The organism is Ruminococcus difficilis (genome assembly GCF_016680995.1).
In genome coordinates this window covers 1-12,010 of record NZ_JAEQMG010000143.1, presented here as the reverse complement: position 1 = coordinate 12,010, position 12,010 = coordinate 1, and the positions used below count along the sequence as shown (strand labels likewise).

Below are 12,010 nucleotides of genomic sequence, written 5' to 3'. Positions count from 1 at the left end.
TTATGATCATACAGATTGATTCAAGGGAAAAACCGAAAGCGATCGGGAAAATCTTGGAGGAATTTGACGCCCAGGGCATCCGGCACCCAGTCTCAAAATTGATGGTAGGGGATTACATGAACTACGATAATCCCCGGCTGATCATCGACCGGAAACAGAACCTGAGTGAGCTGTGCTGCAATGCATGCCAGGGTCACGAACGTTTCCGGAAGGAGTTGAAGCTGGCACAGGATAACGACATCCAGCTTGTATTCCTGTGCGAACATGGAAAAGGGTTCCGGCAGCTGTCAGATGTGATCTGGTGGGAGAACCCGCGGCGGTGGAAAAGGCAAAGAAACCCGGAAACAGGAAAGTGGGAAGAAACCGAGACAAAAGCCACGACCGGGGAAACCCTGCACCGGATTCTGCACACGTTAGAGAGGAAATACGGATGCAGGTTCCTGTTCTGTGAAAAAGAAGAGACTGGGGCAGAGATCATCCGGATCCTGAAGGAGGGGCTATGACAAAAGAGGAACTAAAACAGCGGTACAGCATGAAGGAGATCGTTGAACAGTATGGATTCCGACCAAACAGGGCCGGTTTTATCCGCTGCCCGTTCCATACAGGTGACAGGGATGCGTCCCTGAAGATCTATGAAAAGGATTTTCACTGCTTCGGGTGCGGAGCGAATGGAGACATCTTCGACTTCGTACAGGGGATGGATGGTGTCAGCTTCCGCGAAGCGTTCCTGAGTCTTGGTGGGACATACAGGCAGGAAAAGCCGGGGAGCTTTTCACAGCGTATGGCACGATACCGCAGGGAAAAAGCAAAAGAACAAAGAAAAAAAGAACAACACCGTGAAGAGGAGCAAAAACGGTTTAATCTGCTGTTGATCGGGATATACAGGAAGAATTTCCAGACAGCAGAACCGTTCTCGGACGCATGGTGCGACAGCTACAACGCCATGCAATACCAGTTGTATATGCATGGTGCATTGAATGGAATCAGTTACTGATGGGGCAGGAAGAAGGTGAGGGAATGGTCCCACTTAATCAATTAACAAAAGAGACAATCTTATCCAGCAAGGTGCTTGCCGAGGTGTTCGACCAGGAGGACGAACTGTACCGTGCAGAGCTTCTGGCAGCATTGAGCATGAGAGCAACCGAACTGAAAGTAAAGACGGAGTTCCGTGAGATGGTGAAAGCCTACAGGAAGGTTGACAATGAAACCAAAAAGAAAAAGCAGAAGACAGCCATGGCAGAAAACTGGACACACTTCTCTGACCATAAATACGAACCGATGAAATGCGGGCAGTGGATCGTGACGGACGAAGGCGTGAGGCTGTATGACCCTCAGAGCGGACGGCAGGATGTCATTGCGTGCCGGCATCCGATCATACCGGTCAGACGCATGCAGAACCTGCAGACGGAAGAAGAACAGGTTACGCTTGCATTTAAGCGAAACGGGAGATGGAGGGAACTGACGATCCCGAAGACAACGGTCACGAAAGCCAGTAAGATATGTGACCTGTCTGCAAGGTCCATACTGGTGACGAGTGAGAGTGCGAAGCTGCTGGTACGTTACCTGGCGGATGTGGAAGCGGATAATGAGGAAAATATCCCAGTCATCCTTTCAAGCTCAAAAATGGGATGGATCCGGGGGAAATTCCTGCCGTATGATACCGGGATCGAATTTGACGGTGCGGCCAGGTTCCGCCAGATCTATGAGAGCATACAGAGCCATGGAAGCCGGGAGAAGTGGTACCAGCGTGTCCTGGACCTGAGAAAGAAGCGGTGTTTTGAGATCCAGTTTATGATGGCAGCATCGTTTGCAAGTGTGCTGATCAGCATCATCGGAGGCCTGCCGTTCATGGTAGACCTCTGGGGACAGACGGAGGGCGGAAAGTCCGTTACACTGCTGCTGGCAACGTCTATCTGGGCAAACCCGAACAAGGGGATGTACTACCGTGATTATGCCAGCACAGACGTTGGTTTTGAGGCACTGGCAGATTTTCTGAACCATCTGCCAGTTGTATTGGACGACACCAGCAAACGCTGCCAGTCCGTAGAAAAACGCTTTGAGGAGATCATATACAACCTGTGTTCCGGAAAAGGCAAGACCAGATCCAACAAGGAGCTTGGGATAAACCGGGAGAATGTATGGGAGTGCATCACCCTGACGAATGGAGAGAAGCCGATCACCAGCTATGTCAGCCAGGGCGGGGCTATCAACCGTGTACTGGAAGTGGAAGCAGGCGAGCACTTCTTCCCGGACCCGCAGGGCACCATGGACACTATCAAACATAATTACGGCTTTGCCGGGATGGATTTCATCGATGTCCTCAAGGATATGGGAAAGGAAGAGATCTGCCGGATCCAGAAAGAGCTCCAGGCAGAGCTGATGAATGACGACAAGATGCAGAAGCAGGCGATCTCACTTTCAATTGTCCTGACAGCCGATAAAATCGCCACAGAGCGGATTTTTAAGGACGGAGAGTATATTTCTGTAGACGAAGCGAAAGAAGTGCTTGTGGACCGAAATGAGCTTTCTGACAACGAACGCTGCTATCGGTTCATACTGGACAAAGTAAACATGAATGAGCACCGCTTTGACGCGACTACAAAGTGCGAGAAGTGGGGGATGATCCAGAAAGGATACGCCCTGATTTTTAACGCAGCGTTTGATGAATTGTGCAGAGAGGGTGAATTTTCAAAGAAATCGTTCCTGTCCTGGGCAAACCGGAAAGGTCTGTTACAGACGCAGGGCGGCCAGATGACCAAAAACAAGAAGGTCAGCGGAAGCACTGTCCGGTGTGTATGGCTGCGAATTGAGGAAGAACCGGAGTTTGTGCCGGTAGAAAGCGAGCAGATGGAGATACCATTTGACTAAAAGGTTACAAGTTACAGGGGATACACGGAAAAATTGAACTATATACAGAGAAAAAAATAAAAAAATGAATTTTTAAAATATCTCACCTCTCACGTATAGGGACAAAAATTCTTGTAATTTTGTAACTTAACAATGAAAATGCTTGAAAATGCAGTATTTAAGCCACTTTTCGGGATACATGGAAAACGTAACCGACAACCTGTTTTTGTATTTTTGGTAACTGGAGGACGGCATGGCAGGAGTAAAGAAGAAAGATATACCGGATATAGCGGCATTTATGCCGGAGTTCTGGGAATTTGTGAAAAGCGTATGGATCCCGGAAGACTCGGATCAGTACTGGAAAGAAGTATATGATAAAGCACAGGAGCTCTACCAGAAGTATCCGGTGGATTTTGTGAAACGGCAGATATTAGGATTCTGCGAATATCTTGACCAGAAATGGCAGGATGAAAGAGATAAGGCAGGGACGGAGGAAGAACAGTGGAGAGATTAACAACCGCATATGAGCGGATTTGGGTAGATGGAAGAATGGAAACACAATACGTGGCGAAAGAGGAAAGTGTTATGGAGATAGAAAACAAATTGGGCAAATACGAAGATGCAGAGGAAGAGGGCAGATTGTTCATTACACCATGTAAACCAGGTGATTTGATCTATGAGGTTGATGTGATTGAACGTCCTGAATGGGATTGTTATGTCAACGGATTTGTAGTCCAGGACGTATCAGCAAAACAAGTCAAGTATGAAGATGATTGGATTGATTGGGATGCACCTAATGTGTACACAAGTGAAAAGGAAACACGAGCGAAAGCAGAGCAGCTGATCCGCCAGAGGAACCGTCTGGAATCCCATACGGTTAGCGAGCCCGGATGGATCCCGGTGACAGAGAGATTGCCGGAAAATGATAGTTATGTGCTGATGTCGTTTGAAAATTTCTCTCTTCCATTGGTTGGGAGATACGTGGATGATGAAGAATTAGGTGGTGCATGGTATCTGGGGGATTGCATTGACGAAGATACCTGTCTGGCAAACGACCTGTTCGTCAATGCCTGGATGCCGCTGCCGAAGCCATACAGGGAGGATGAATAACATGACAATATACCATAAAACATTGCAGTACCACGAAGGTGGGAAACAGCCAGTGCTTCCAGTGCTGAAAAATAATGAACAGCGGAGAGCGTGGCTCAGAAAATACAAAGAATGGGGATTGTGGTACGAAGACGAGAATATTGGATGTAAATATTACAAGTATGATTTTGACAACGGGGCAAGATTGATCGCGGAAACATATATCATTCCGGGCAATAAATACACTCCGGAAAGAGAAAGCTGTTATTTCCATCTGGTAGGAGGTCCAGAGGCTGAAAAGAAAAATGGAGTTCCTAAGTGGAATGTAAGAGAAGCTTACAGCAAATATCCCAACAGTGAAATGGAACTGGCAGAATTTTTGAAATCATTACAGAAGGGGAAATAAAAAATGAATTACGACAGAACGTGTGACACATGCAGATACCACGGCAGCAGAGGGGTCTGTGTGTGCCCGAAGAGTGAAGAGTTCAGAGATGTTACAGTGAACACATACTGCTGTGGACAATACGAAAGAAGCTGGAAAAAAGCCATGGTTGAGGCGTTCATGAAAGGGGCGAGAAGATGAAGGATGAAAGCAGCTGAGAAGAACGCCAAACGGCGGGCACATTATAACCATCTGGAGCGTGCAGTGGATGCTGAGGCGGCTAAACGATTCCAGGAGCAGACGGCTTTATGAACATACCGGACGGAATCGAAGAAGAGCTTCCGTTCGATTAGGAGACAACGATGGAAGACAGATGCGTGATGTGTGGCGAAATCATACCGGAGGGAAGAATGGTATGTCCGGTATGCAAAGAAAGAGTATTGACCAGAAAAGGAGAACAGACAATGAAAGCAAGAACAATCAGAGAAACAGAGTACACATGGGAGCAGATCGAGGAGATCCTGGCAGCAGGTAAGGCAAGAGAAACATTCGGAGAAGATGGACAGATCACAGTCCAGGTCGAAGGAATTGGAGAAGCGGTACTGAACATTCTGGATTACGATAAAGACAAAGCAGCAAACAAAGACATGCACACAATGACACTTCAGTTCGCAGATCTGTTATTTGACGAAATGCCATTCAATGAAGGCAACTGCAACAAGTGGGAAAAGTCGAGTATCAGAAGTTACATGAACAGCATTGCGTTCAAAGAAAGATTTGAAGAAGGGTTCAGAAAGATGCTGGTTCCAGTGCTGAAAGAAAATGACGGCAGACAGGAAACACTGGACACGTTCTTCCTTCTGTCCGTGGAAGAAATGAAGGACAAAGAAAAGAAGTATCAGCGGTTCAGATCAGAACGCGACTGCGTGAAAGTCAATCCGGAGCAGGAGACAGAGTGGCACTGGACAAGATCTGCTCACAGAGGCTACGCGGCCAATACGTGGAATGTGGCCGCGTCCGGCGACGTCGACTACATCAGTGCAGCGGGCAGCATTCGCTTCGCCCCGGCTTGCGTCATCGGAGCGAAAGCAATCAAATAATCAGTGCCCGCCACGCAGGGCACAGGAGATCGAAAGGGGCGGGAAGATGAGCGATGAAAGCAGAACACCGAAGAAACCGCAGGCTGTACTGAGCGTGTTTGGTGGAACAGCCTACGAGTGCCGAAACTGCGGCGATGAGGTGCAAAAGTATCTGCCGTATTGCCCGTGGTGCGGACAAATGCAAGATTGGAGTGATGTGGATGAATCATGAAGGATACCGTGATCCGACAGCAGACAGAGCCGTGCGAAAGGCGGATAAGATGCCGAAGCACATCAGAAAGATATTTGATGCGTTGAATACGGTTGTGAGTGTGCAGGGGATCAAAGTGACGGAAATCACTGACAAGCACACCGGAAGAAAGTGGAAACTGTGATACATACGAGGGGAGGCGATGCCGGTGGAGATCAGAAAGCGAGATATGAAGCTGAGCGATCATAATATCTCAAGAGATAAATACAATGAGCTGAAATACTTCTGTTTGCAATACTGGCAGAAAAAGCAGGAGATTGACAGGAACTATGGCATAGACGGTTTTAGTCAGGACGGGATGCCGAGAGGAACGTCGAGCAGCAACCCAACGGAGAAAAAGGCGTTGCGGATCGCACAGCTTAAGCGTGACACGGAGCTGATCGAGCAGACGGCGATGGAAGCGGATGCAGAAATATATCCGTGGATTCTGAAGAATGTGACGTCTGGTGTGCCGTATGAATACATGGATGTGCCGATGGGGCGTAGAAAATTTTATGAGGCGAGAAGATACTTTTTCTTTCTTCTGGCACAAAAAAGATAAAAATTTTTAAAAGTGGGTAACTAAGAGGGGGTACTTTCGTGATTTAATGGTATCATCGGTTGGTTGAAAAACTGATGCTGACATGGTTGTTACATTTACCTCTGTATTGTATATTTTAACAGCTGCCGGGTCTCAACAGCCCGGCAGCATCGGAACATAGCTCAGCGGCGAGAGCACCAGACACGGTCTGTAAGATGGACGAAGGTTCGAGTCCTTCTGTTCCGATTTCCCTGATGGGGACATATAAGAATCCTTTCTCAAAAGAATACTACATTTTCCGCAAGAAGACATCTGGCAGTGCCGGGTGTCTTTTTGTGTACTTACAAAACGACGAATAAGAGGTGGTGAGGCTTGGCAAGAGCACCGGATAAACGAATAGAACAAGCAAAACAGATGTATTTGCAGGGACAGAAATTAGTTGAGATTGCAAGTCAACTAAATATCCCGGAAGGGACAGTCCGAAGATGGAAATGCACGCACAAATGGGAAAACGAGCGTTCGGATATAAAAAGCGAACGTTCGAAAAAGAGAAAAAAAGGCGGTCAGCCGGGGAACAGAAATGCGACCGGGCCGCCTGGGAATAAGAATGCTGAGAAGTATGGATTCTTCCGGAAATACCTGCCGGAGGAAACACAGGAAATCTTCTCGGCGATTGAACAGGCTGACCCGCTGGATCTTCTATGGCATCAGATTCAGATCGCATACGCTGCCATTATACGTGCACAGCGTATTGCCTACGTGAAGGATCAGCAGGACAAGACGATCGAAAAAATAGAAAACAAAGAAGGAAACGTTTTTGGAGAGAAATGGGAAGTACAACAGGCATGGGACAAGCAGAATGAGTTCCTGAAAGCCCAGGCAAGGGCACAGGGCGAGCTGAGGAACATGATCAAGCAGTATGACGAGATGCTGCATAAAAACTGGGAGGCGGCCAGTGAGGAACAAAAGGCACGTATCCAGCAGTTAAAGGCACAGGCAGACAAGATCGGCAGGGAAAACGGAAACGAAAACCAGGAAGACGGGGTGGAGATTATCAATGATGCACCAAAAGAAACAGGTACGGATATCTGATATTGTGATCCCGAAGTATCTGCCGGTGTTCAATAACAGGAAGTACAGGCACATTATCCTGACATCGGGGCGGGCCGGCACAAAGTCCAGTTTTGTGGCAATCCGTGCCAACTATCAGATCATAGCGGACAGCCACGGATCTGTGGTGGTGCTGCGTAAGCATCACAATAAGCTGAGAAAAACAGTGTATAAAGAGATGCTCCGTGGAATTGGCAGGCTGCAGATACCAAAGAACCGCTTCCGGATCACAAAGTCACCGATGGAGATTAGCTACCGGAAGAACGGTTCGAGCATATACTTTTCCGGATCAGATGGCATTGACGATACCAAAGGTATCATTGATGAGGACAAGCCGATCAAACTGGTCATCCTGGACGAGCTGACAGAGTTTTTTGAGGACGGTGAAGGAGAAGATGAACTGCAGAACATTGAAGCAACGTTCATCCGCGGCAATAGTTCCGGGTTTCAGATGATCTACCTGTTCAATCCGCCCAAGAACCCGAATGCCCCGATCATGGAATGGCTGAAGAAGATGGAAGAACGCCCGGACTGCATCCACATCCACACAGATTACAGGGATGTACCGGAAGAATGGCTGGGGCGTGACCTGATCGAGACTGCCGAGACCATGATGCGTCTGGATAAAAAACAATACAGCTGGGTATGGCTGGGAGAGTGTATCGGCGTTGATGAACTGATTTATTATATGTTTTCCGGACGGCACAAAGGCAGGCCGGAAGAAGGACAGAAATATAACCTGATCGGCATCGGGGCAGACTACGGACAGCAGAACGCAACGACCTATCAGGCCTGCGGTATCAACGAATATCAGTGCCGTCTGGATGGCTTACAGGAGTACTACCATTCGGGCAGGGAAACCGGAAAGCAGAAATCACCATCAGAATATGCGGCTGATTTTGCAGACTTCGTGGAATCCCTGCAAGAGGCATATGGTTGCAACATCTTCTACCTGTACTTAGACCCATCGGCACGGGGACTGCAGGAAGAAATCAAGAGAACCTGCCGACAGAGAGGCCTGACCATACATTTCAAGGATGCACAGAACGAGGTCGCACTTGGGATTGCCAGGGTTCAGAAACTGCTGACCTATGGGATTCTTCGGATATCGCCGGATCAGAAGCACCTGATCGAAGAATTTGGCTTATACGAATACGACAGGAAACTATTAGATAAGGGCAGAGAAGTACCGGTAAAAGAGCACGACCATTGCCTCGATGCCCTGAGGTATCTGGTCATGGGGCTCTGGAACAGGGTGAAGCGGTTCCTGCCAAAGGAAGAAAGGGAGGACAGAAATTGAATATTTTTCAATATTTTCGAAAGAAGGGAATCAATACGCTCCCTTCTTCTTTTTACGGAAAAATAGCGGAGTGGGAGAGCTGGTACAACGGAAATGTGAAACGGTTCACTTTCTACCGTGTGTATACCGGCAGGGGATGCTATAGCAGATGCAAGCGTCACAGCCTCGGCATGGCGAAGAAAGTCTGTGAGGATATGGCAGATCTGCTGCTGAACGAACGTGTGACGATCGTACTGGATGACCAGAGAACGGATGCATTTGTTCGTCAGATCTTGCAGGACAACCATTTTGACACACTTGGAAATGAATACCAGGAACGAAAGGCGTGCTCTGGAACCGTTGCCTATGTTCCGTGTATCGAGGACTTGCAGAGCGGTCTGCTGGGCGAAGTGACCGGCGGAAGAATCAAGATCAATTATGTGACTGCAAAAAATATCTTCCCGGTCAGTTGGGAAAACGGAAAGATTCAGGAAGTAATATTTGCATTTCCGAAAACCTATTGCACAAAGAGATATCTGCACTTGCAGCATCACAAGGTCGGCGGGGATGGAAATTACCGCATTGAAAATACCGTACTGCTGGTGACGGCAGGTTCGACCTGCGGGCAGGAGCTTACCGAAGAAGAGTGGCAGGAGGTTCCAATCTTTGCCGGGCTTCCGGAAGAGATCGAGACAGGATCAGCAGAGCCGCAATTTGTGATCGACAGGCTGAACATGGTCAACAATGCCGATATGGAAGACGAGGAGAACCCAATGGGTATCAGTCTTTTTGCGAACAGCATCGACATACTGCGGAAGATCGACACAGAATATGATTCTTATGCCAACGAGTTCGGGCTTGGACGTAAGAGGATTTTTGTGGCTCCGGAGATGCTGACGGATGAGAACGGCAACAAGGTCTTTGATGAGAATGACACGGTATTCTATAGCCTGCCGGAAGAAACCTTGAAAGACACAAACCCGATCTATGAGGTCAACATGGAGCTTCGCACAGAGCAGCACAGCAAGGCATTGAATGATGACCTGAATTATCTGTCTATGAAATGCGGGTTCGGAACAGAACGCTATAAGTTCGAGAAAGGTACGGTCGCAACGGCAACGCAGGTGATTTCGGAAAACAGTGATATGTACCGGAGTCTGTGCAAGCATGAAATCGTGCTGCAGAGTGCCCTGGAAGAACTGATCCGCATCATCATCCGTCTTGGTATTACCCTCGGTGAACCACTGAAAGAGGACGTAGAAGTCACAATCAACTTCGATGATTCGATTATCGAGGATAAGGAGGCAGAACGCCAGAGAGACCGGCAGGATGTCTCCATGGGAGCCATGGGGGTAGATGAGTACCGGGCAAAATGGTTCGGCGAAACACTGGAACAGGCCAGAAAGAACCTGCCAGTGCAGAACAACGTGATGGAGTGATGTCATGGCAGAGGAGAGAACCGCACCGGATGTGCAGCGGATGGGGCTGCAGGCTGAGAAGATCTGGAGGGAAGCCGAGAGGCGTATCATGGAAGATGTTATCCGCCGGATTAGAAAGACCGGAGAGATCACATCAACGGCAGATTACCAGATTAACCGTCTGATCGAGATGGGCAAGTCCCGCGAAGAGGTGGAGCGGATCATCAAGGAAGCACTGGGGGCAACCTGGGCAGAAATGTTTGAGATGTATGACAAGGTAGCGGAATGGGAATACGTCCGCAACCGGGAGATCTATGAACAGGTCAATGATGATTTCCTGACGCCGGAGGATAACAAATGGCTGCAACAGCTCACAGAGGCGACCAAGAAGCAGACGAAAGACACGCTCGTTAATATGGCACAGAGCTACGGATTTTCAGTCCTGATGGCAGGGAAGCGGGTATTCACACCATTTGCCGAGTACTACCAGAAATACGTGGACACGGCCATCCAGGACGTTGTGACGGGCGGCACAGACTACAACTCGGCGATCCGGAAAGTCGTCACCCAGATGACGAACAGCGGGCTGAGGGTGGTGGATTATGCTTCCGGGCATACGAACCGGGCAGACGTGGCAGCACGCAGAGCCGTCCTTACGGGCGTGAACCAGATCACGGCACAGGTCAGTGAGCACAACGCAGAAAAACTCGATACAGAGTATTTTGAAGTGTCCTGGCACCCATGTGCAAGACCAGATCACCAGACATGGCAGGGCAGGGTGTTCAGCAAGAAGGAATTAGGGACGGTCTGCGGATACGGAACCGTCACAGGATTGTGTGGTGCCAACTGCCGGCATACGTTCCACCCGTTCATTCCTGGCGTTTCCGAACGTCTCTATCCGGATGACTGGCTGGAAGAGCAGAACAAAAGAGAAGCCCAGACAAAAGAATGGAACGGCAAGCAGCTCAATGCTTACGAACAGACACAGCAGCAGAGGAAGATGGAAACCGCCATGCGTGCCCAGCGTCAGAAGATTCGGCTGTTAGAAGAGGCAGGAGCTGACAAGGATGACATCATGCTGGAAAAAGCAAAGTACCAGGGACAGCTGAACGAGTATAAGCAGTTTAGCAAGAAAATGGGACTTGTGGAACAGCGTGAACGAATCTATCAGGATGGACTGGGCAAGGTAGCGACCAACACGAAACAGCAGAACGCACGCTATACACCGGAGATGATACGAAACGCAAAGATTGATTCGAACCAGTACAAACGGTACAAGGAAGTGCTGAAAGAAGATGCCGGAAGTCTTGCGGATTTCAGGCAGATGAAGTATAATGATCCTGAGAAGTGGGACGAACTACAGCATAGATATTCGGTTGTAAGACTGTACGATGTTGATTCCGGTGAAATGTCCCCATCCAAGATTTACGAACTGGATCAGAAAGCATTTCAGACGAAGACAGAGCTTTTCACTGGAACTGCAAAAAGAAAAGGTAATATTGCAGTTATGGAATTTGACGGCGTTACAAAGTTTGGAAATAGTCAGTTGGATGAAGAAGGAGATTCAGCATATACCAATTTTAAAGGAGACAAAACAACTCTTGTTTTACAAACAAAATCGCCTAAATTTAAAACAACGGTTGTGGGAAATCATGACAGATTTGGTGATAGTGAAGCGAAACTGTTTGAATATGCAGCATCAGCTGCAGGAGATGGAAAAGAACATACACTTAACTTGTTGTCAGAACGCTGTATGTGCGAAAGCTGTCGAGGAGTTATGCAGCAGTTTAAAGAGAACTTTCCAAATGTCAAGGTAAATGCAGTATCGAATGCGAAGAAGCAGGCAGAAAAAAATAAAAACAAGCCATGGGCAGGAAGAACGAGGTAGGTAACATGAGAGCAGAAGATGATCTTACATATCAGGAATATAAAGAAGGCGTTGAAGATGCTATGCGTTACATCAAAAATCATGGTTGGACAGCAAGACAAGTTACGGATAGAATGACGGACGA

Annotated in this window: 15 protein-coding genes and 1 pseudogene; all 16 read left to right on the top strand. The window is 48.2% G+C overall.

The genetic code is table 11. From position 1 onward, the window contains the following. Positions 1-2: 2 nt before the first annotated feature. The 16 genes and pseudogenes from JKK62_RS13135 to JKK62_RS13060 all read left to right on the top strand — a co-directional run bounded on the left by JKK62_RS13135 (position 3) and on the right by JKK62_RS13060 (position 11,886). A complete protein-coding gene (locus tag JKK62_RS13135; RefSeq protein ID WP_201428279.1) occupies positions 3-503 on the top strand; it encodes an ERCC4 domain-containing protein in 501 nt (166 codons plus the stop codon). Next, positions 500-994, top strand: a complete 495-nt coding sequence (locus JKK62_RS13130) for a CHC2 zinc finger domain-containing protein (protein WP_201428278.1) — start codon at positions 500-502, stop codon at positions 992-994. Before JKK62_RS13135 ends, JKK62_RS13130 begins: the two co-directional genes overlap by 4 nt. Continuing rightward, positions 994-2,868, top strand: coding sequence for a DUF927 domain-containing protein (locus JKK62_RS13125; protein WP_243411850.1), 1,875 nt, complete (start codon positions 994-996; stop codon positions 2,866-2,868). The genes JKK62_RS13130 and JKK62_RS13125 overlap by 1 nt, the downstream gene beginning before the upstream one ends. Positions 2,869-3,100: 232 nt before the next feature. Continuing rightward, entirely contained in the window at positions 3,101-3,361 is a 261-nt protein-coding gene (locus JKK62_RS13120) for a hypothetical protein (RefSeq protein WP_173895444.1), read from the top strand. Next, complete coding sequence (locus tag JKK62_RS17825) at positions 3,349-3,957, top strand: DUF551 domain-containing protein (RefSeq protein WP_201428277.1); 609 nt, start codon at positions 3,349-3,351, stop codon at positions 3,955-3,957. The genes JKK62_RS13120 and JKK62_RS17825 overlap by 13 nt, the downstream gene beginning before the upstream one ends. A 1-nt stretch (position 3,958) precedes the next feature. Beyond that, a complete protein-coding gene (locus JKK62_RS13110; RefSeq protein WP_201428276.1) occupies positions 3,959-4,342 on the top strand; it encodes a hypothetical protein in 384 nt (127 codons plus the stop codon). Positions 4,343-4,345: 3 nt separating this feature from the next. Continuing rightward, positions 4,346-4,522: a hypothetical protein gene (locus tag JKK62_RS13105; protein WP_201428275.1), complete on the top strand. Its 177-nt coding sequence runs from the start codon at positions 4,346-4,348 to the stop codon at positions 4,520-4,522. Between the two features lie 161 nt (positions 4,523-4,683). After that, positions 4,684-5,421: a DUF6273 domain-containing protein gene (locus tag JKK62_RS13100; RefSeq protein ID WP_201428274.1), complete on the top strand. Its 738-nt coding sequence runs from the start codon at positions 4,684-4,686 to the stop codon at positions 5,419-5,421. 46 nt (positions 5,422-5,467) lie between these two features. Then, positions 5,468-5,632: a hypothetical protein gene (locus JKK62_RS13095; protein WP_201428273.1), complete on the top strand. Its 165-nt coding sequence runs from the start codon at positions 5,468-5,470 to the stop codon at positions 5,630-5,632. Beyond that, a complete protein-coding gene (locus JKK62_RS13090; protein ID WP_201428272.1) occupies positions 5,622-5,795 on the top strand; it encodes a hypothetical protein in 174 nt (57 codons plus the stop codon). Before JKK62_RS13095 ends, JKK62_RS13090 begins: the two co-directional genes overlap by 11 nt. Before the next feature lie 45 nt (positions 5,796-5,840). After that, complete coding sequence (locus JKK62_RS13085; RefSeq protein WP_243411849.1) at positions 5,841-6,212, top strand: hypothetical protein; 372 nt, start codon at positions 5,841-5,843, stop codon at positions 6,210-6,212. A gap of 150 nt (positions 6,213-6,362) precedes the next feature. Continuing rightward, positions 6,363-6,437, top strand: a pseudogene (locus tag JKK62_RS13080). Between the two features lie 126 nt (positions 6,438-6,563). Beyond that, on the top strand, positions 6,564-7,283 hold the full coding sequence (terS, locus tag JKK62_RS13075; protein WP_201428270.1) for a phage terminase small subunit: 720 nt from the start codon (positions 6,564-6,566) through the stop codon (positions 7,281-7,283). Further along, a complete protein-coding gene (locus JKK62_RS13070) occupies positions 7,249-8,601 on the top strand; it encodes a PBSX family phage terminase large subunit (protein ID WP_201428269.1) in 1,353 nt (450 codons plus the stop codon). The genes terS and JKK62_RS13070 overlap by 35 nt, the downstream gene beginning before the upstream one ends. After that, the gene (locus JKK62_RS13065; protein ID WP_201428268.1) at positions 8,598-10,019 is read left to right on the top strand and encodes a phage portal protein; all 1,422 of its coding nucleotides are present in this window, start codon (positions 8,598-8,600) and stop codon (positions 10,017-10,019) included. Before JKK62_RS13070 ends, JKK62_RS13065 begins: the two co-directional genes overlap by 4 nt. Before the next feature lie 4 nt (positions 10,020-10,023). Continuing rightward, the gene (locus JKK62_RS13060) at positions 10,024-11,886 is read left to right on the top strand and encodes a phage minor capsid protein (RefSeq protein WP_201428267.1); all 1,863 of its coding nucleotides are present in this window, start codon (positions 10,024-10,026) and stop codon (positions 11,884-11,886) included. Positions 11,887-12,010 lie beyond the last annotated feature (124 nt).